This is a genomic window from Mesorhizobium sp. WSM4307 (assembly GCF_007003945.1).
Taxonomy (GTDB): Bacteria; Pseudomonadota; Alphaproteobacteria; order Rhizobiales; family Rhizobiaceae; genus Mesorhizobium.
This window is the reverse complement of the sequence record NZ_VFTB01000010.1, coordinates 202,332-221,275: the sequence shown is the minus strand read 5'-3', so window position 1 is coordinate 221,275 and position 18,944 is coordinate 202,332. Positions and strand designations below refer to the sequence as shown.

Below are 18,944 nucleotides of genomic sequence, written 5' to 3'. Positions count from 1 at the left end.
AGAAAAGCTGATCCCCGAGGATGAACAGCGCCGCCCGCATCGAGGCCTTCCTGGAAATGATGAGCGCCGAGCGCGGCGCCGCCGAAAACACGCTGTCCTCCTACCGACGTGACCTCGAAGACGCTTCGAGCGGGATCGATGGCGGGCTTGCCGGTGCTACCGCCGCCGATATCCGTGCCTATCTCGACGATATCGCGGCGCGCGGCTTCGCGCCGACGTCGCAGGCGCGCAAACTGTCGGCAATACGCCAGTTCTTCAAATTCCTCTACGCCGAGGGCCTGCGCACCGACGACCCGACCGGCACGCTGGACAGTCCGAAAAAGGGCCGTCCGCTGCCCAAGACGATGAGCGAGACCGAGACCGGCAGGCTGATCGACCGCGCCGCGGTGGAAGCCGGCGACGCCGGGCTCGGCTACAGTGAAAGGCTGGCCGCGCTGCGCCTGCATGCGCTGGTCGAGGTGCTCTACGCCACCGGCCTGCGCGTTTCCGAGCTGGTCGGCCTGCCGGTGACGGTGGCGCAGCGCGACGACCGTTTCTTCATGGTGCGCGGCAAGGGCGACAAGGAACGCATGGTGCCGCTGTCGGCCAAGGCGCGGGTGGCGATGCGCGCCTGGCTTGCCGCCCGGGCCGGCGTGGCCGCTTTCGCCGAAAGCCCGTTCCTGTTTCCGGCAGCGTCCGACAGCGGCTACCTCTCGCGCCAGGTCTTTGCCCGCGATCTGAAAGGGCTGGCGGCGCGGGCGGGCATCGCCTCGGCGAAGATATCGCCGCATGTGCTGCGCCATGCTTTCGCCAGCCATCTCCTGCAGAACGGTGCCGATCTCAGGGCGGTGCAGCAGCTGCTCGGCCATGCCGACATATCGACGACACAGATTTACACCCATGTGCTGGAGGAGCGGCTGGTGCGGCTGGTCAACGATCATCATCCGCTTGCCGACTAGGCCTCATATCGCTATGTGAGGACGACATTTCACCGCCGGGGGCCTTGGTTTCAAGGGTTCCGCAGTCCTTGCCTTCCGACGTATCGGTCCGCTCAAGCATGTACAATTACCTCGATTTCGAAAAGCCGGTGCAGGATCTCGAGCTCAAGATCCTCGAGCTCAAGAAGCTTGCCGAGAATGGCGAAGCGGTCGATGTCGCCGATGAGATCACCCGGCTGGAGAAGCGTTCGCGCGACGCGCTGCGCGATCTCTACAAGGCGCTGACGCCCTGGCAGAAAGTGCAGGTGGCCCGCCATTCCGACAGGCCGCATTGCGTCGACTACATCAAGGGCCTGTTCAGCGACTTCACGCCGCTCGCCGGCGACCGCAATTTCGGCGAGGACCAGGCGATCGTTGGCGGTTTTGCCCGCTTTCGCGGCGAGCCTGTCGCGATCATCGGCCAGGAGAAGGGCTCGGACACGACCAGCCGCCTGAGGCACAATTTCGGTTCGGTGCGCCCGGAAGGCTACCGCAAGGCGGTGCGGCTGATGGAACTGGCCGACCGCTTCAAGATCCCTCTGTTGACGCTGGTCGACACGGCAGGCGCCTATCCCGGCGTCGGAGCCGAGGAGCGTGGCCAGGCCGAAGCCATTGCCCGCTCGACCTCGGCCTGCCTTGCGCTGAAGGTGCCGTCGATCTCGGTGGTGATCGGCGAAGGCGGTTCGGGCGGCGCCATCGCCATCGCCACCGCCAACCGTGTCTACATGCTCGAACACGCCATTTATTCGGTGATTTCGCCGGAAGGGGCGGCCTCGATCCTTTGGCGCGACACCACACGCTCCAAGGACGCGGCGACCAACATGAAGATCACCGCGCAGGATCTTCTGGAACTAAAGATCATCGACGCCATCATCCCCGAGCCGATGGGCGGCGCCCAGCGCGCGCCCGAAACGGTGATTGCCGCGACCGGCGACCTCATTGCCAGGACGATGAAGGAATTTGCCGGCGCCAACACCGATTTCCGCGAACAGCGCCGCGAGAAATATCTGGCGATGGGCCGCAGCCTCTGACGGCATCCGCCAGCGGACAAGGCCATTGGAAGCCCCGCGCGCGGGGCAATGTGGCGGCAATGTGCAATTTCGCCACAAAAATGCCGCCGGATTCGGTTCAATGAAATTGCCGTGAGGGGTTGGTCGACGCTTGCGGTAAGGAATTTTCAAGGTTAACGGGCTTACGGTCCGTCGGTGTTCAGCATATGGGCTCGGCAGTTTCGCAGCCATTGGCCCGAGGGAAAAGACATAGCCGTATCCATGTTTGCCAAGCTCGCCCGCACCGGAGTCCTCGCCGCCTCGATAGCCATCGCCGGCTGCAATGATTCGTCGATGAAGGACTTTGCCCCGGAAGCCAACAAGCCGCTGCCGGACAAGATCCTTGCCGACATGAAGGCCAAGGGCATGGTGCGCACCTCCTCGGTGATGGCGCGCATCTTCAAGGAAGAGGGCAAGCTCGAGATCTGGAAGGCCAAGACCAATGGCCGCTACGACATGGTGGCGAGCTACGACATCTGCAAATGGTCGGGCAAGCTTGGTCCCAAATACACCGAAGGCGACCGCCAGGCGCCTGAAGGCTTCTACACGGTCCGCCCGTCGCAGATGAATCCGCGCTCCAACTACCATCTGTCCTTCAACATCGGCTTTCCCAACGCCTATGACCGCGCCAACGGCCGTACTGGCCAGAACCTGATGGTGCATGGCGCCTGTTCATCCTCGGGTTGCTATTCGATGACCGACGCGCAGATCGAGCAGATCTATGCCTTCGGCCGCGACGCTTTCCAGGGCGGCCAGACCGAGTTCCAGGTTCAGGCCTTCCCATTCCGCATGACCGCCGCCAACATGGCTCGCTATCGCAGCGACCCGAACTACGAGTTCTGGAAGATGCTGAAGGTCGGCTACGACAATTTCGAGGTCACCAAGGTGCCGCCGAAGGTCGATGTCTGCGAGAAGCGCTACGTCTTCAACCAGGTCGCCGCCGATGGCCAGACATTCGATCCGACCGGACCATGCCCGGCAACCACCCAGCCGGACTCGCTGAAGAGCGCCTACAACGCCTATCAGAGCACCTATGACGCGGCCTTCAACAGCGCGCTCAAGGCAAGCGTGCCGCCACCGAAGCCGACCATCGCCGGCATCAAGGAAGCCAGCATCGTCTCCGACTGGTCGAAGCGCCGGGCTCGCGGCGAGCGCGTGCCGATCGATCCGCCTTCGCTCAACAATGACGGTACGGTGACCGAAACGGCGCGCATGGGCCGCATCGATTCGCCGGCCGGCCGCAAGATGGCGGCACTCGACGCCGAAAAGGCCGCCAAGCAGAAGGCCGAGGAGCAGAGGCTGGCCGCCATAGAGGCCGCCAAGCAAGCCAAGGAGGCCGCAAAGGCACAGGCGCTGGCCGAAAAGGAAGCGGCCAAGGCGCAAGCCGTGGCGGCAAAGGAAGCGGCCAAGGCCGCCAAGCAAGCCCCGGTCGCCACCGCCACCATTGCCGCCCCGACGGAGGCCGCGCCGGAAGCCGAAACGCAGGCAGCGAGCGCCGATGAGAGCCGGGTGACCAAGCTGAAGAACAAGCTGCTCGGCATGTTCGGCGGCTGAGTTTGGTCTTGGCCGGGGATACCGCTGTCTACGATCTGAAAGGGCTGAACTGCCCTTTGCCGGTACTGAAGGCAAAGAAGCGGCTGGCGGGAATGCAGCCGGGCAGCCGGCTCTGGCTCGAGACCACCGACCCGCTCGCCGTCATCGATATTCCCGCCTTTTGCTCGGATGCCGGCCACCAGCTGATTGAAACAGCCGCAGTATCAGGCGGCCATCGGTTCCTGGTCGAGCGCGGCGGGACCATCTGAATTTCAGTGTGAAGCGCTATCTTCCGGCGATCGCCAGCGGATTGTTTTCCAGCGCCGCGCGGTCGGGCGTGTCGATCGACGGCCGGTTGGTGAAGGCGGCGAACAGCCTGCGCACATAGTCTTCCGGCATGTCGAGCGTGATCAGCACCAGCCGCGCGCCGCGCTGGCCGTTCGGCCAGGCGGGCAACCTTGCCGGCGGATGCAGGATCTTCTGCACGCCGTGGATGACCAGCGGGCGTGACGGATCTTCGCTGAGTTCGATCACGCCCTTCATGCGCAGCAGCTTCTCGCCATGCGTCGAACGCAGCAGGTCGAGGAACATTTCTATCGCTGAAAACGGCACCGGACCGTCATGGACAAGCGAATAGGAGCGCACGCGGGAATCGTGGCGATGGCCATGCCCATGACTGTGATCATGGTCATGACCATCGTGGTGATGGTCGTGGTCATGCGCCGCTTCCTCGCCGAGCCAGCGGCGCACATCGGCGGATTTGGTGGCGGGATTGTAGAGGCCGCAATCAAACAGCGCCGCCACGCCGGTCGTTGAATGGCCGGCATCAAGCAGTTCGGCACCCGGATTGATCTGCCGCAGGCGCGCCCGCAGCGTGTCGAGATCGCCGGCATCGGTCACCAGGTCGGGCTTGCTCAGCACGATGCGGTCGGCGACGGCGACCTGCTTGACCGCCTCGACATGGGCGTCGAGCGTGGCATTGCCATTGACCGCGTCGACCAGGGTGATGACACCGTCGAGCCGGAAAGCCTGGACGAGCGCCGGATGCGCCATGATCGACTGCAGCACCGGCGCCGGGTCGGCCAGCCCCGTGGTCTCGACGATGACGCGGGCAAGCCGGGCGATACGGCCGGTCTGCAGCCGGTCGACCAAATCGGCCAGCGTATCGACCAGTTCGCCGCGCACGGTGCAGCACAGGCAGCCGTCGGAAAGCTGGATGATCCCCTCGGAAGCCTGCTCGACCAGCAAATGGTCGATCGCCACCTCGCCATACTCGTTGATGATGACCGCGGTGTCGGCCAGCGCCGGGTCCTTCAGCAGCCGGTTGAGCAGTGTCGTCTTGCCGGCGCCGAGGAAGCCGGTCAGCACCGAGACGGGGATCGGAAACCCATTCATCAGGCTCTGTCTCTTTGTTTGAGCATGATCTTTTCCGAAAACCGGATTCCACTGTTCGGGATCATGCTCTAGTTCGCGACCTTGACCGGCTGGTCGCCCTGCGCGGCGGAACCGGCAACGGCCGGACCGGAGCCGGTCGGCGCCGGCCGATCGGGCCGCCAGCTCGGGATCGGCACGTCGGCATATTCCTGGCCGCCCTGGTCGAGCATCGCCTTCGGCGCCGGGCCGGTGGCGCCGCCGAGGCCAACGGCGACCAGCGTCGGCACATGGTCGAGCTTTTCCTGATAGGGCGATTTCGGCGCGTCCTTGGCAGCGGCCGCCGGCGGCGCCTCGGACTGCTCCTCCTTCGTCTTCTTCTTGCAGACCTCGTCATGCATGTCGTTGGGCGAAACCGTGTCGCCATAGGGCGCCAGCGTGGCGACGGTGGCCGAACCGGCCGTGGGCGTGTCAAACCCCTGGTCGAGCAGTTTTGCCGCGGTTTCGGCGCGGCTGACCGCCGACTTCTCGCCCAGCACAACCGCGACCAGCGTGCGGCCGTTGCGCGTCGCCGAACCGATCATGTTGAAGCCGGAAGGGCAGACGAAGCCCGTCTTCATGCCGTCGGCGCCGGGATAGCGGCCGATCAGCAGATTGTAGTTCGAAATGGCCTTCTTGCCGACCGCAAGACCTTCGATCGAGAACCACGGCGCATATTGCGGGAACTCGCGGCGGATCGCCATCACCAGCACGGCGAGGTCGCGCGCCGTCGTGTACTGGTCGGGCGAATAGAGGCCGTTCGGATTGACGAAATGGGTGCCGTTCATGCCGAGCCGTGCGGCTTCGGCATTCATCCTTTCGGCGAAGGCGGCCTGCGAGCCGCCGACATTCTCGCCGACAGCCATGGCGATGTCATTGGCCGATTTGACCAGCATCATCTTCAGCGCATTGTCGAGCCGCATCACCGAGCCCGGCTTGAAACCCATCTTGCTTGGCGGCTCACCGGCCGAGTGCTTGGTCACCTTGATCGGCGAATCGAGCTGGACCTCGCCGGCCGCGATCGCCCGGAAGGTCACATAGGCGGTCATCAGCTTGCTCAGCGAGGCCGGATACCAGCGTTTGAAGGCATCCTGGTGCTGCAGGATCTGGCCGTTCTTCAAATCGAAGACAACCACCGGATTGGCCAGCGCCGGTCCGGCCAGGACCGACAGCATGATCGCGCCAGCCGAGAATAGTTTGAGGAAATGCCTGTGCCGCATGATCTAATCCGAAATCGCCTCTTGCCCTGATTGCCCCTGGCTCCGTAAGATTTCGTTACGCGACCGCCAGCACAATGAGTCCGACCCTCAAAAACGGACCACATCGGTGCGGTGCTATTTACCCTATGTGACGCCAACATGGCAAAGTGCCTGACAATCACAATTCCAAAGCCCCGGCACAATTGCAAAACCCCGGGCACAATTGCAGAAGACCAGGCTGAAGCCGGCTGCTCCAACAACGAATGGAACCATCATGCCAATCCTGAACCGCGCCGCTGAAATGCAGGACGAAGTCGCCGGCTGGCGCCGGCATCTGCACCAGACGCCGGAGCTGAACTTCGATGTCTTCAAGACGGCGGCTTTCGTCACCGAAAAGCTGAAAGAGTTCGGCTGCGACGATGTGGTCGGCGGTCTCGGCAAGACCGGCGTCGTCGGCATCATTCGCGGCCGCCAAGGCGAAGGCGCCACCATCGGCCTGCGCGCCGACATGGATGCGCTGCCGCTCAACGAAATCACCGGCAAGCCCTATGCCTCGACCGTTCCCGGCAAGATGCACGCCTGCGGCCATGACGGCCACACGGCGATGCTTTTGGGTGCCGCGAAATACCTCGCCGAGACGCGCAACTTCGCCGGCTCCGTGGCGGTGATCTTCCAGCCGGCGGAAGAAGGCGGCGGCGGCGGCAACGAGATGGTCAAGGACGGCATGATGGAGCGATTCGACATCTCCAAGGTGTTCGGAATGCACAACATGCCGGGCCTGCCCGTCGGCCAGTTCGCCATCCGTCCTGGCCCCATCATGGCGGCGACGGCCGAATTCACCATCACCGTGAAAGGCAAGGGCGGTCACGCCGCGATGCCGCACGGCACGATCGACCCGATCGTCATCACCAGCCAGCTGGTCGGCGCGCTGCAGACGATCGCCTCGCGCAGCACCGATCCGGTCGAGGCCGTGGTGGTGTCGGTGACCAAGTTCCATGCCGGCGACGCCTACAACATCATCCCGGAATCGGCGGAGATCGCCGGCACCGTGCGCACCTTGCGCAAGGAGATCGCCAAGAAATCCGAAGAGCGCATCCGCACCATCTGCGACGGCCTGGCGACCGCTTTCGGCGCCAAGATCGAGATCGACTACCAGGCAAACTACCCCGTGACCTTCAACCATGCCGATGAGACGGTGTTTGCCAGCGATATAGCGGCCGATGTCGCCGGCGACGCCCATGTCCACCGCGGCATCCAGCCGGTGATGGGCGGCGAGGATTTCTCCTACATGCTGGAAGCCCGCCCCGGCGCCTTCATCTTCATCGGCAATGGCGACACCGCCGGTCTTCACAACCCGGCCTATGATTTCAACGACGAGGCCATCCCGCACGGCATGAGCTACTGGGTGAAGCTGGCGGAAACCGCGCTGGCCGCGTGATGAGCACTGCACAAGAGGCCGGCCGATTGCATGCGGCCGGCCTCTTGGCGAAACGGTCCGAAGCGGTTATGTGTCGGGCCGCGTGGTCCCGTAGCTCAGTAGGATAGAGCGGCAGATTCCTAATCTGTAGGTCACAGGTTCGATTCCTGTCGGGATCACCATGCATTTTCAAGTGCTTGGCGAAGAAGTACTGTACCTCTTTGCGAAATCAGGTCCGTTGAAGAGGACGACATCACGCCCTCATGCGCCCCCTTGATAGATGTCGGACCGCGAAGGTGAGCGGGAAACCTCGCTTGCATTGGCATTTCGGCATTCGTCTACTGCACTGGCTGACCGTGGCGGCGCTCGCGGCGCAAATCGCCATTGCCTTCGGGCCGATGCGGGGGCCGGGCATGGCGATGATGAACTGGCTGCCGCTTCACATGTCGATCGGCGCGACGATCCTGGCCATCATCGTCCTCAGGCTTTGCTGGCGCAGCTTCACCCGGGCCCCGGCCAGGCCAACCTCACGGTTCGTGCGGTTCGCGACGGCTTTCTTCCACATGTTACTCTACGTCACCATCCTCGCCGTCCTGATAACGGGATGGCTGGGCTACCGGCCAATGCCTTTCATGCCCCCCGCGCGGCTTTTTGGAACCTTGCCCGTGCCGCTTGCGCCATCCGTTGGCGCGCTGTCGGCAAGGGGTTTCGCGTTCGTGCATCAGAAGCTGGTCTGGATAATGCTTGGACTTGTCGGCATTCACGTCCTGGCTGCCATGGTGCATTTGGGGCTGTTGCGCGATGGCGTCATGCGAAGCATGGTCTTCGGCTGGCCGAAAACGGCCTCGCGCGAATGAGAATGCGGCCTGCGGTCGACGATGTGGAGGTGGCTCACGCCGTCGCCCACAACCCTCCCGCGACGATCACCGCATAGCGTGCAGCCTTGCCTGTCGCGACAAGAGCGACGAACACACCGAGGTTCGTACGCGCAGCGCCCGCGGCAGGGGTGAGAGCATCTCCGACAACCGGCAGCCAGGCAAACAAAAGTGTCCATTCGCCAAAGCGCCGGAACGTTCGAGACGCCTGCTCGTAGCGATCGGCGGTGACCGGAAACCAGCGCCTGTTGCGCAGCCCGTCAATGCCACGCCCCAGAACCCAGTTCAACACGGAGCCGAGCGTGTTGCCGATCGTTGCCACCATAAGGAGCAGCCAGGGGTCACCGCGGCCCGAGACGACAAGGCCGGCGAGCACCGCCTCCGACGAAACCGGCAGGACGGTTGCGGCGAGGAAGGCGCTGAGGAACAGTGCGCCATAGAGCGCCGCCACGCCGGACTATGCCTGCACGTCGACTACGCCCATCATGCCGAGCTGCTCATGCTCGAGGATATGGCAGTGATACATCCTCGGCCCCGGCCGGTCCTGCCGCAGCAGCAGCCTTACCGTCTCCCCGCGCGCGACATTGACGGTGTCTTTCCAGGCGCGATAGGCCGGCTTTGATACGTTGCCGCCGCGTTCGTGCTCGATCACCTGGAACTGCGTCCCATGCACATGGAATGGATGATCCATGTCCGCCTCGTTGACGATCTCCCAGAGTTCGACCTGACCAGCCTTGGCGACGACATCGATGCGCTTCATGTCGAAAGCGGCGCCGTTGATCAGGAAGCCCATCTCCATGCCGCCGGCGTTCATGGCCATGGTTTCGGTGAAGACGAACCGGCGGCTGACAGCCGGAGCGCCGAGTTGCGCGATCGGCCGCAGCCTGTCGGGAAGTGGCGGAACTGGGTCCGCCTCGGTCTGCGAGACATTGACCGTCAGCAGCGTCAGTCCGGCATCGGCTGGTCGCCCGGGACCCATCCAGCCGCGGTCATAATCTTGCGTGGTAAGCGCGGCCGCGCCGGGCTTGTCGAAAGAGACGACCAGTTCGAGCCGTTCCGCCGGGCTGAGCAGGATGTCGCCGGCCGCGACCGGGGTCTCCAGCAGACCGCCGTCGGTTCCGATGATTGTCATCGCCGCGCCGTCAAAGGAGAGCCGCAGAAAGCGCGCGTTGGTCGCATTGTAAAGCCGGAAGCGCCGCTTCGCACCAAAGGGCACCGTCAGTATGGGATTCTTCTGGCCGTTGACCAGCACATGGTCGCCGACGCGCCCGTTCATCAGGTCCGTCATCGTGTTGTCGGGCAAGCTGCCATCGGCCGCAAGGCGCAGGTCGGTGAACACCAGCACGGTATCGCCATAGGCGGCCGGGATCGGATCGGCCTTCGGCTTGACCACGAACGCGCCGGCAAGGCCGCGGTAGACCTGCTCGGCGGTCTTGCCGTGCGGATGCGGGTGATACCAATAGGAGCCGGCGCTGCCTTCCGGCAGATCGAAACTGTAGGTGCGGTCGGTGCCGGCGACGACCGGGTCCATCGGGTTGCCGTCCTGATCGGCCGGCACCGGCATGCCGTGCCAATGAATGGTGCTTGCCTCGTTCGCGATCCGGTTGGCGAAGGTGATCTCGACGCGGTCGCCCTCGACTGCCTCAATCAGCGGTCCGGGGCTGGTGCCGTTGTAAGCGAGGATCGGCGTGTCCAATCCCTCCGCAAAACGTGCCGTGGCGGACCCGGCCGTCAGCGTCGCCTTGAACAGGCCCGGCCTGCTGGCTTGGTTCGCCAGCAGGGGTAATTCGCGCAGCGCCTCGCCCTCGGGCAGAACCACCGTGCCTTGCGGCACGGCGGCCATATCGTGACCTGAGTGACCGCCCATATCCATGCCGGGCATGTCGTCCATCTTCATCTGCGCGACGGCACGCTTGCTCACAAGAACCGTCGCAAGACCTGCCGCCAGAAAACCTCGCCGATGCATCTTTCGTTTCCTCGACCAGTCGTTGAACACCCAAGGGTCCTAGGAGACTGCCGATGCCTGGCCACGTCAATGCGGCGTTTGGGCCGCCTGATCGACACGGCGCCCATAGTTCCTTGACATCGGGTATTTATCCGAAATTATGTAGGAAAGAAGGATCGCAGGCATGGCCGGAATCGCGCTTTCGGGCGTATCAAAGCACTTTGGCACAGTCGAGGTGATCCGCGACGTGAGCTTGGACATTCAGCCAGGAGAGCTGGTCGTGTTTCTCGGGCCGTCCGGTTCCGGCAAGACGACGCTGCTGCGGATGATCGCCGGCCTCGAAAGCATTGACGAAGGCACGCTGACGATCGACGGGGTACGCTCGGAGAACCTTGCGCCGGGCAGGCGCAACGTTGCGATGGTCTTCCAGAACTATGCGCTTTACCCGCATATGACGGTCGCGGAGAACATGGCCTTTGGGCTGAGGAACATTCGGGTCGCGCCGGATGTTATACGCCAACGGATCGCTGAGGCTGCGCGTATCCTGGAGATCGAAGCGCTGCTTCAGCGACGGCCGTCGCAGCTCTCCGGCGGGCAGCGCCAGCGCGTGGCCATCGGGCGTGCGATCGTCAAGGAGCCCAAGGCATTCCTGTTCGACGAGCCGCTCTCCAATCTGGACGCGGCGCTTAGAGCCCGCACGCGCGTCGAGCTTGCCGAACTGCATCAGCGTTTGAAGTCGACGATGATCTACGTCACCCACGACCAGGTGGAAGCGATGACGCTCGCCGACCGCATTGTCATCCTCAACAATTGCCGGATAGAGCAGATGGGCAGACCCGTCGATGTCTATGCACGTCCGGCGTCGCGATTCGTCGCGACCTTCGTCGGGTCTCCGGCGATGAACATTCTGCCTGTCACGGTTTCGGGCTCGGGCGACAGGCTCAATGCGCGCTTGACCGACGGATCGCTGGTCGAACTTCGCGGCGCGCAGGTCAACATGGACTGGCGCGAACTCGGCGTGCGGCCGGAATCGCTGACTGTCGTCGCCGAAGGCGGTGAAACATCGGCCACGGCCACCGTCGTCGAGCGCCTTGGCGAGCGAACGCTGGTCTATGCGCGGCTTGCGGATGGGACGCAGGTCACGGCACAGGACCGTGGGCTTTCGAGCGTCAAACCGGGCGACGCCGTTCGGCTGAAGCTCGACACCACGGCCTTGCATCTCTTCGCCGCGGACGGATCGGCCTGGCACGCGGGCGCTGACGGGGCCTGAACCTGCCGAGCCTAAATCCGGTTCCACGCGACGCGCTTTAGCCCTTGATGCCTGCCGAGAGCGTTATCGCTTCGGTTACCCGGCGCTGGAAGAAGAGGTAGGCCAGTGCCACCGGAAGGCCGGCCAGTACGGCTGCCGACAGCTGGCGCGCGTAATAGACACCGAAGGCGTCATTGACCTGCGTGATGCCGACGGTGATCGTCATCATCTCGGTGCGGGTCACCGAGAGGAACGGCCATAAGAACGCATTCCACGTCCAGATGAAGCAGACGATCGACAGCGCCGTCGTTACCCCCCAGTTCATCGGCATGTAGATCTTGAAGAGGATCCCGAATTCAGACGCATTGTCCATGACCGCGGCCTCGCGGAAGTCCTTCGGGACCTGGTCGAAGAACTGCTTGTACACGATGATGATGACGGGGTGGATGAGCTGCGGCAACATGATCCCGGCCCAGCTGTTGAGCAGGCCAAGGTTGGCGACCAGCACGAAATGATTGATGATCAGCGCCGAAGTCGGCACCATGAAGGAGGCGAGGATCAAATACCACAGCGCGATCCGCCCCGGGAACCGCAACTGCGAGATCGCGTAGCCGCACAGCATCGAGATGAAGATGGTGATGATCGTCACGCCGACCGCGACCGCCACCGAATTGACGTACCAGGCGCCGATCTGGGTGGTGGTCAGGGCGTCAATGTAGTTCTCCAGCGTCGGCGTCTCGGGCCAGAGTTCGATGTAAGGCCGGATGACCTCGTCGTCCGGTTTGAGCGATGAGATCACGCCCCAATAGAGCGGGAACGCCCACAGGATGGCCCAGACGAGCGTCAGCGCCGTGATAATCCCGCCCCAGACGTTCCAGCGTTTCGCTGCCATGGCGTTCATCGGCGCCGCCTTTCGGCAAACCGGAGCAGTTGGAATTGCAGGACCGAGACGACCACCACGAGCACGAAGAGGGTGACGGCGACAGCCGCCGCCCTGCCTCCCTGGTTCTGCTGGAAGGCCTTCTGGAAGACGTAGTAGACAAGCACCATATTGTCGTTCGGCCGGCCGCCTATCGAGAACAGATAGACCTGATCGAAGATCTTGAGCTGCAGGATGAGCTGAATGGTGAATACCAGCGAGGTGATCGGCCACAGCAGGGGCCAGGTGATACGTCGGAAGGTCGTCCATCGCGTCGAGTTGTCGAGTGCGGCGGCTTCGTAGATCTCCATTGGTATGGACCGCAATCCGGCGAGGAAGAGGAGGATCGAGAAGCCCGCGGTCCACCAGATCGTCACCCCGGCCACCGCAGGCAAGAACCAGACGCGCGACTTGAAGACCGGCACGTGCGGGATTCCCAGCCAGTCCAGCACATGCATCGCGATCCCGAACTGGAAATTCAGCGTCCAGTCCCAGATCAGATAGACGACGGACACCGGCAGTATGTAGGGCAGGAAGAACAGCGCCAGCACGATCGCCTGGAACCGGCCCTTGAGACGTGAAACGCCAAGCGCGATCAGCAGGGCGATGAGTGTCCCGGGGACGACCGTCATCACCACGAAGTAGGCGGTATTCCAGAGCGCGCGCCGGAACATCGGGTCGTTGTCAAGCCGCAGGTAGTTGTCGAGACCGACCCACCGCCCCGTGCCGATCAGCGGCGCATCGGTGAAGGAGATGCGAAACATCTGGACCGTCGGATAGACGAACGCCAGCAGGTAGATCGCCAGAAAAGGAGCGATCAGTACCAGCGCGACAAGACGTTCCGTGCGGGAGTTGCGAAGCATGGCTCTTCCTTGGAGATGGCTGGGACCACCCTGGGCAGGGGTCCCAGCCTTTGAGCCCTACATGCTGTTCAGCTCTTCCTTGATGGATTTCACCGCCTCGCCCGGGTCCATCTCGCCGTTGAGGGTCGGCACGAAGTAATTGGACATGATGTCGAAGATCGGTCCGGCGACACCGGCCTTGGGCGACTTCGGATCGAAGATCATGTTGGCCGTCAGCGTCGAGTAGGTCGCATTGGGCTGCATTGCCTTGTATTCGGCCGTCTCGGTGACTGGCTTGTATGCCGGGATGTGGCCTGCCGTGGCCCAGAACAGCGAGTGCTTGTCCATCCATGAGATCACCTCGAGAACGGCGGCACGCTTTTGCGGGCCGATCTCCTTGCCCTTGTTCTTCGGGATTGCGAACGAATGGCTGTCCGCATACGTGCATGGCTTGTCGAAGATCACCGGGATCTCGACGGCGCCCCAGTCGAACAGCTTGCCTTGCTTGGCGAGGTCGGTCATCGTGGGAACTTCCCAGACGCCGTTGATCATCATTGCGGCCTTGCCCGAGGTGAACAGGGCGACGGTCGCGGGATAGTCCGTGTAGGTCGACTGCAGCCCGGCCTTCGTCCACCCTTGCAGGACTGTCAATGCGTTCGCCAGCTTCTTGCCGTTGTCGCCGGCGAGGAACTCGTTGCCCGTCAGAAGCTCGCCGCCTTGCTGGCACACCAGCGAGTAAATGGTGCGGTACATGAAGTTGCCGTCGGCGGTGACGCTGCCCAGCGGGAACTCGACGCCGGCATCCTTCAGCTTCTGCAGTGTCGCGGTGAATTCCTCCTTGTTTTTCATGCCCATGGGACGGCCGTCGTCGCCGAGCACGCCTGCCTTCTTCAGAAGGGCGCGATTGTAATACAGGACGATCGGATGGGTATCGAGCGGCACTGCGTATTGCTTGCCGTCGACCGTCACGGCGCCCATCGTCGTCTCGGCGAAGTCCGAGGCCGAGAGGCCCATCTTGCTCATGTCGTCGGCGGTGATTTCTTGTAGAATGTCCTGGCTCACCGCCAGGGGGATGCGGCTGGCGTGGTAGGTCATGACGTCTGGCGCCTCACCGACCGCCGCCGAGGTCTGCACCTTCGCGTAGAAGGGCGTGCCCCACTCCAGCGTCGTGGCGTCGATCTTGATCTTGCCGGCGTGAGCGGTGTTGAAGTCGGCGATCATCTGCTTCATGCGCACACCGTCGCCGCCGCCGAGGAAATCCCACCACATGACGGTTTCTTCGGCCTGGGCCGCGACGGCCCAAATTCCTCCGGCCGCAACCACCGCTATGGCCATCATCCTGCGAAAGTTCATCTCAGCTTCCTCCCGAGTACGGCGGTTAGATCCGCCTTGAACGTTTCAATGCTACACCAAACCAATCCGCCTGCAACGGATTTTACGGTATGTATCTGATAGTCGGATATTAACTCAGAGCGTCACGCGCACCATCGAATAGGAGTGCGGCGGCAAGTTCAGCGTCATTCCCTTGCTGCTGAGCGTTGCCCCATTGCCTTTGACCGGTGATACGTTGTCCGGCGCCTCCTTCGTATTGCAGGCCTCGAGATCGTCGTGACGGATGATCGTGTGCTCGATGGACTTGGCGGCGAACCGCTCGAGGGCGACGTCGGCCTCTATCGTCTCGGACCCATGCCGGTTGATTGCGAAGAAGGTCAGCGTGCCGGCGTTCGAATCGTGCACGCCTGCTATGTCGAGCCATGGCACCTTGTCGGCCGCAGCCGCGTCATAGGTAGGGACCTCGACCGCCAGTTGCAGCGCGGTGCCGCGGCCGTGCCTGGAGGCCAGCATGAAGGGCCAGTAAATCGTCTGCCTCCAGGCGCTGCCGCCGGGATCGGTCATGATCGGCGCGATAACGTTCACCAGCTGCGCAATGCAGGCGATGCGAACAACATCCGACCGGCGGATGAAGGTGTTGAGGATGCAGCCGACCTGCAGCACGTCCTCGAAATTGTAGATGTCCTCCAGAAGCCTGGGTGCTTCCGGCCAGTCCCAACTGCGCATGCGCGCGGCGTCCTGCTTGCGCTGATGGTACCAGACGTTCCACTCGTCGAAGGAGATCTTCACGTCCCGCTTCGAGCGGGTCTTGGCCTTCACATAGTCGATGATGCCCGCGACCGTGCCAATGTAGCGGTCGAGCTTGGCCGGAAGAGCGAGATACTCGGCCGTATTCTTCTCGTAGTTCTCGAAATACATGTGGAGAGAGATGTAGTCGACCTGTTCGTAGGTCGCCTCCAGCACGGTCGCTTCCCACTGCGGATAGGTCGGCATATTGGAATGCGACGAGCCGCAGACGACCAGTTCCACCGTCGGGTCGAGGCCGCGCAGCGCCTTGGCGGTCTCGTTGGCGAGATGGCCGTATTCGCTCGCCGATTTGTGGCCGACCTGCCAGGGGCCATCCATTTCATTGCCGAGACACCAGAGGCGGCAGTTCCAGGGTTGCGCGCGTCCGTTCTTGGCCCTGAGGTCGGACCAGTAGCTGCCGCCCGGGTGGTTGACGTATTCAACGAAGGCCCGCGCCTCGTCGAGGCCGCGGGATCCGAGATTGACGGCAAGCATCATCTCGGTGCCGGCTTTTTCGGCCCAGTCGGCGAATTCGTGGATGCCGACCAGGTTCGGCTCCGTGGTGCGCCACGCAAGATCGAGCCGCCGCGGGCGGTTCTCCTTTGGGCCTATGCCGTCTTCCCAATTATAGGCGGACACGAAGTTGCCGCCGGGGTAGCGGCAAATCGGAGTGTCGAGCGCACGCACCAGCTCGATCACGTCCTTGCGCATCCCCTCCGCGTCCGCTTGCGGGTGTCCGGGCTCGTAGATGCCCGTGTAGACCGCCCGGCCAAGATGCTCGAGAAACGAGCCGTAAAGGCGTTTGTCGATATCCGCGACGGCATAGGCCGCGTTCGCCGTGACTCTGGCCTTCATGATCCCTCCCACTGCGGATTATCAATCCGACTTTCCGATCTATATCCGGGTCGTGGATCAGTTAAGGGTCGAGTTCGTCCGCGCGTCAAGGGCCAAATATGCTCTCAAGCCTTCAGCAGGCGCAGGACGATGTCGTTGCTGTAATTGCCGAAGCCGCTGCCGAAGATGTTTATGCCGCCGGGGTGACGGGCATCATCCTTCACGCCGATTCGTATCCGGATCGAGCGGTGCCGCTCGAGCTCCAGATCAGCCAGCGAGCATTTGGAAACCTTGGTGTTGTTGCGATAGGTGCCGTTGTTCGTGACGCGCCAGTGTGCGAGGTCGCCATACTGTGATCCGGCCAGCTTCCACCAGCCGGGCGTATGCTTGCCGCGCTTGTCGCCATAGTCGGCCGGCGCCGTCCAAGTATCTATCTCGTGTCCGTTGATCGCGACCGTGATGTCCGACGGCCAATCCTTCGATGTGCCCGGCACCTCGGACGAAAGCTCCATCGCCAGCTCCAGCCCGCCAACTTTGGCATTGGCAAGCGTCGCATTGTTGGGAAACTGGTATTCGACGAAGCCGCGCGTGAACCACAGCAGCCCGGCCCGCATACGGTCGGGATCAAGGAAGGTGTCGGGCACATCGAGAAGTCCGATGACGCCGTCCTTTGAACACAGGCCGCAGGGAGCGGAAACTTCGCATCTTGTATAGAGCCCAAGCGGCATCGCCACTTCTATGACGCCGAGATCCTGCGCCGGGGTGCGGTCCTTGAAGACGACAACCAGCTCGGAGAAGGTCGAATAGCAGACCTTCTGGCTTCCCTTGCGCGCCTTCTGTGATTTCGTCTCGATCAAACCGACATCGACAAGAACCTGGATGTTTGCCGAAATCGTCGATTGCGGAAGACCCAGTTCTTCGGCCACCTGATTGACGTTTTTCGGCCCCTTGCGGTGCAGCAGTTCGAGAATCCGGACCCGGACCTCGCTCGCCAGGCTCTTCAACAGGTCGAGCCGCTCAAGCGGATCGACAACCATGATTTCATTCGACATATGGCCCCGCACTGGTCACACGGGTTATGTATCAGCAGATCAGATACAAATAAAGCCACGGCGTTGTAAATCGAACCGCATGGTCCCCGCCACTTGCAGGTCGGCCCATTGCCGACCTGCCAGCTTGGCACAACCGAGGCGGCCGGCTCAGGCCACCCGGACGACGAAATGCTTGGTCACCGGCTCGATGATCTTCCAGGTTCCCTTGAAATCGGCTTCCACCACGAAAGCGTCGCCGGGGCCGACTTCGACCGGTGTGCCGCCGTCGGGGGTGATGATGATGCGGCCGGCGATCATGTGCACGAACTCATAGTCGGTGTAGGTCGCGTGATAGGTGCCGGGCGACGCCCGCCAGGTTCCCGACATCACCTTGCCGTCCTCCGTCGTGTGCTGGACAGCGGTTTGCATGGTCGGCTGGCCTTCGACCACGACCCAGCCAGGCAGGTCGCCGGCTTCCGCGTGTTCGACGGGGCCGAATTTGAGGATCGTCTTGTTCGTCATGCCGGGTTCCTTCTGCTTCATGTGTCGCAAGGTCGGATAGCCGATGCATGGGACCGGGGCAATGCATGCACCCCGGGAACGAAGAGCGTTAATGCATCCAGGCATCACGCCTGGGCCGTCCTGCCGCCCGCGGCCGCCCTACGGCTTGTGACGGGCCGAGACGAGTTCCGCCTTGCGCCGCGCCGTCTCCAGCCCAAGGCCGATGAAGGCGCGCGCGTGCTTGGCGAGCGCCATATTGTCGGCCCACAGATTGCGCCAGATGGCGGTCTTCTTCGACAGGTTCTCGTCGACGATCTCCGACGAGAAGGATTCGAAGCTGAGATCGTCCGCATAGCCGATGGCGGTCAGCGCATCGAATATCGCTGCAAAATCGATATTGCCGGTGCCGAGGAAGCCGCGATGGCTCTCGCCGATATGGACATAGCCGATCTTGCCAGCGGCGTGGCGGATGGCCAGGCCGACATCGGCTTCCTCGATGTTCATGTGGAATGTGTCGAGGTGCAGGAAGATGTTGTCCGAGCCGCTATCCTCGATGAAGGCGAGACCTTGCGCGGCGGTGTTGAGCAGGTTGCTTTCGAAGCGGTTGACGATTTCGAGATTGAGCGTGACGCCGGCCGCCTTCGCCGTCTCGGCGACCTTGGCCAGCGTTGCGGCGCTGCGGGTCCACTGGTCGCGCGTCGGCGCTTCGACCTGCAGGCCGTGGCTTGCCGACAGGATGCCGGCGACCTTGCGGCCGCCTAGATCGCGCGTCAGCGCGATGGTCTCGTTGAGGATCTCGACGCCCCGCGCGGCGACCGCCTTGTCGGCGCTCGATATGTCACCGCCACCAGGCAATCCGATGCTGATCGCCACGCCGAGGCCGAGATCGGCGATGCGTTTGGCAAGCCCACCAATGTCGACATCGGCCGAGTCGAGATAGGAGAACTCGATCAGATCGAAGCCGGCCTCCCTGGTGTTGGCCAGCGTGCGTTCAAGCTCGCTCTGTTCCGAGCTTGCCGACCAGACGAAAGAATGGATTCCGATGCGCGCCATGATCGTCTCCGGT

At 63.0% G+C, this 18,944-nt stretch carries 18 protein-coding genes and 1 tRNA gene; 8 read left to right on the top strand and 11 right to left on the bottom strand.

Going from position 1 to position 18,944, the window contains the following annotated elements; all coding sequences use genetic code 11:
- The first annotated feature begins 20 nt into the window (after positions 1-20).
- The 4 genes from FJV83_RS24845 (at position 21) to FJV83_RS24830 (ending at position 3,807) form a co-directional block, all read left to right on the top strand.
- Positions 21-938, top strand: coding sequence for a site-specific tyrosine recombinase XerD (locus tag FJV83_RS24845; protein ID WP_142885648.1), 918 nt, complete (start codon positions 21-23; stop codon positions 936-938).
- Positions 939-1,036: 98 nt separating this feature from the next.
- Positions 1,037-1,987 carry an acetyl-CoA carboxylase carboxyltransferase subunit alpha gene (locus tag FJV83_RS24840; RefSeq protein ID WP_095772234.1) on the top strand — a complete coding sequence of 317 codons (951 nt, stop codon included), beginning with the start codon at positions 1,037-1,039 and terminating at the stop codon, positions 1,985-1,987.
- Positions 1,988-2,227: 240 nt separating this feature from the next.
- Entirely contained in the window at positions 2,228-3,559 is a 1,332-nt protein-coding gene (locus FJV83_RS24835) for a murein L,D-transpeptidase family protein (RefSeq protein ID WP_095787909.1), read from the top strand.
- Positions 3,560-3,567: 8 nt separating this feature from the next.
- Entirely contained in the window at positions 3,568-3,807 is a 240-nt protein-coding gene (locus FJV83_RS24830; protein ID WP_185973358.1) for a sulfurtransferase TusA family protein, read from the top strand.
- A gap of 16 nt (positions 3,808-3,823) precedes the next feature.
- Here the strand turns inward: FJV83_RS24830 and FJV83_RS24825 are convergent, their stop codons facing one another.
- Complete coding sequence (locus FJV83_RS24825) at positions 3,824-4,933, bottom strand: GTP-binding protein (RefSeq protein ID WP_185973359.1); 1,110 nt, start codon at positions 4,931-4,933, stop codon at positions 3,824-3,826.
- Between the two features lie 68 nt (positions 4,934-5,001).
- Complete coding sequence (locus tag FJV83_RS24820; protein WP_142876525.1) at positions 5,002-6,168, bottom strand: D-alanyl-D-alanine carboxypeptidase family protein; 1,167 nt, start codon at positions 6,166-6,168, stop codon at positions 5,002-5,004.
- A gap of 253 nt (positions 6,169-6,421) precedes the next feature.
- On the opposite strand from FJV83_RS24820, the gene FJV83_RS24815 reads away from it, so the two are divergent.
- The 3 genes from FJV83_RS24815 to FJV83_RS24805 all read left to right on the top strand — a co-directional run bounded on the left by FJV83_RS24815 (position 6,422) and on the right by FJV83_RS24805 (position 8,421).
- Positions 6,422-7,585, top strand: a complete 1,164-nt coding sequence (locus tag FJV83_RS24815; RefSeq protein WP_142885651.1) for a M20 aminoacylase family protein — start codon at positions 6,422-6,424, stop codon at positions 7,583-7,585.
- Between the two features lie 84 nt (positions 7,586-7,669).
- A tRNA-Arg gene (locus tag FJV83_RS24810) sits at positions 7,670-7,746 on the top strand.
- A gap of 132 nt (positions 7,747-7,878) precedes the next feature.
- On the top strand, positions 7,879-8,421 hold the full coding sequence (locus FJV83_RS24805; protein WP_246691915.1) for a cytochrome b: 543 nt from the start codon (positions 7,879-7,881) through the stop codon (positions 8,419-8,421).
- A gap of 34 nt (positions 8,422-8,455) precedes the next feature.
- On the opposite strand, the gene FJV83_RS24800 is transcribed toward FJV83_RS24805, so the two are convergent.
- Both FJV83_RS24800 and FJV83_RS24795 read right to left on the bottom strand, forming a co-directional pair.
- The gene (locus tag FJV83_RS24800; protein WP_142885653.1) at positions 8,456-8,890 is read right to left on the bottom strand and encodes a YqaA family protein; all 435 of its coding nucleotides are present in this window, start codon (positions 8,888-8,890) and stop codon (positions 8,456-8,458) included.
- 6 nt (positions 8,891-8,896) lie between these two features.
- Positions 8,897-10,405, bottom strand: coding sequence for a multicopper oxidase family protein (locus FJV83_RS24795; protein ID WP_142885654.1), 1,509 nt, complete (start codon positions 10,403-10,405; stop codon positions 8,897-8,899).
- A 163-nt stretch (positions 10,406-10,568) separates the two neighbouring features.
- On the opposite strand from FJV83_RS24795, the gene ugpC reads away from it, so the two are divergent.
- Positions 10,569-11,654, top strand: coding sequence for a sn-glycerol-3-phosphate ABC transporter ATP-binding protein UgpC (gene ugpC / locus FJV83_RS24790; RefSeq protein ID WP_142885655.1), 1,086 nt, complete (start codon positions 10,569-10,571; stop codon positions 11,652-11,654).
- 37 nt (positions 11,655-11,691) lie between these two features.
- Here the strand turns inward: ugpC and FJV83_RS24785 are convergent, their stop codons facing one another.
- From FJV83_RS24785 to FJV83_RS24755, 7 genes are all read right to left on the bottom strand, one after another.
- The gene (locus tag FJV83_RS24785; protein WP_095772225.1) at positions 11,692-12,534 is read right to left on the bottom strand and encodes a carbohydrate ABC transporter permease; all 843 of its coding nucleotides are present in this window, start codon (positions 12,532-12,534) and stop codon (positions 11,692-11,694) included.
- Positions 12,531-13,415: a sugar ABC transporter permease gene (locus tag FJV83_RS24780; protein ID WP_142885656.1), complete on the bottom strand. Its 885-nt coding sequence runs from the start codon at positions 13,413-13,415 to the stop codon at positions 12,531-12,533. Before FJV83_RS24780 ends, FJV83_RS24785 begins: the two co-directional genes overlap by 4 nt.
- Before the next feature lie 57 nt (positions 13,416-13,472).
- Complete coding sequence (locus FJV83_RS24775; protein ID WP_142885657.1) at positions 13,473-14,747, bottom strand: extracellular solute-binding protein; 1,275 nt, start codon at positions 14,745-14,747, stop codon at positions 13,473-13,475.
- A 114-nt stretch (positions 14,748-14,861) separates the two neighbouring features.
- Positions 14,862-16,367 carry an alpha-N-arabinofuranosidase gene (locus FJV83_RS24770; protein ID WP_095787918.1) on the bottom strand — a complete coding sequence of 502 codons (1,506 nt, stop codon included), beginning with the start codon at positions 16,365-16,367 and terminating at the stop codon, positions 14,862-14,864.
- Between the two features lie 104 nt (positions 16,368-16,471).
- Positions 16,472-17,398, bottom strand: a complete 927-nt coding sequence (locus tag FJV83_RS24765) for a transcriptional regulator (protein WP_095772221.1) — start codon at positions 17,396-17,398, stop codon at positions 16,472-16,474.
- 147 nt (positions 17,399-17,545) lie between these two features.
- Positions 17,546-17,899 carry a cupin domain-containing protein gene (locus FJV83_RS24760; RefSeq protein WP_095772361.1) on the bottom strand — a complete coding sequence of 118 codons (354 nt, stop codon included), beginning with the start codon at positions 17,897-17,899 and terminating at the stop codon, positions 17,546-17,548.
- A 138-nt stretch (positions 17,900-18,037) separates the two neighbouring features.
- The gene (locus FJV83_RS24755) at positions 18,038-18,931 is read right to left on the bottom strand and encodes a sugar phosphate isomerase/epimerase (RefSeq protein ID WP_142885658.1); all 894 of its coding nucleotides are present in this window, start codon (positions 18,929-18,931) and stop codon (positions 18,038-18,040) included.
- Positions 18,932-18,944 lie beyond the last annotated feature (13 nt).

Bases quoted from the DNA above. Each gene is read 5' to 3' on its own strand.
- FJV83_RS24845 (WP_142885648.1), top strand. From the start codon at position 21: ATGAACAGCGCCGCCCGCATCGAGGCCTTCCTGGAAATGATGAGCGCC.
- FJV83_RS24840 (WP_095772234.1), top strand. From the start codon at position 1,037: ATGTACAATTACCTCGATTTCGAAAAGCCGGTGCAGGATCTCGAGCTC.
- FJV83_RS24835 (WP_095787909.1), top strand. From the start codon at position 2,228: ATGTTTGCCAAGCTCGCCCGCACCGGAGTCCTCGCCGCCTCGATAGCC.
- FJV83_RS24825 (WP_185973359.1), bottom strand. From the start codon at position 4,933: ATGAATGGGTTTCCGATCCCCGTCTCGGTGCTGACCGGCTTCCTCGGC.
- FJV83_RS24820 (WP_142876525.1), bottom strand. From the start codon at position 6,168: ATGCGGCACAGGCATTTCCTCAAACTATTCTCGGCTGGCGCGATCATG.
- FJV83_RS24815 (WP_142885651.1), top strand. From the start codon at position 6,422: ATGCCAATCCTGAACCGCGCCGCTGAAATGCAGGACGAAGTCGCCGGC.
- FJV83_RS24795 (WP_142885654.1), bottom strand. From the start codon at position 10,405: ATGCATCGGCGAGGTTTTCTGGCGGCAGGTCTTGCGACGGTTCTTGTG.
- ugpC (WP_142885655.1), top strand. From the start codon at position 10,569: ATGGCCGGAATCGCGCTTTCGGGCGTATCAAAGCACTTTGGCACAGTC.
- FJV83_RS24785 (WP_095772225.1), bottom strand. From the start codon at position 12,534: ATGAACGCCATGGCAGCGAAACGCTGGAACGTCTGGGGCGGGATTATC.
- FJV83_RS24780 (WP_142885656.1), bottom strand. From the start codon at position 13,415: ATGCTTCGCAACTCCCGCACGGAACGTCTTGTCGCGCTGGTACTGATC.
- FJV83_RS24775 (WP_142885657.1), bottom strand. From the start codon at position 14,747: ATGAACTTTCGCAGGATGATGGCCATAGCGGTGGTTGCGGCCGGAGGA.
- FJV83_RS24770 (WP_095787918.1), bottom strand. From the start codon at position 16,367: ATGAAGGCCAGAGTCACGGCGAACGCGGCCTATGCCGTCGCGGATATC.
- FJV83_RS24765 (WP_095772221.1), bottom strand. From the start codon at position 17,398: ATGTCGAATGAAATCATGGTTGTCGATCCGCTTGAGCGGCTCGACCTG.
- FJV83_RS24760 (WP_095772361.1), bottom strand. From the start codon at position 17,899: ATGACGAACAAGACGATCCTCAAATTCGGCCCCGTCGAACACGCGGAA.
- FJV83_RS24755 (WP_142885658.1), bottom strand. From the start codon at position 18,931: ATGGCGCGCATCGGAATCCATTCTTTCGTCTGGTCGGCAAGCTCGGAA.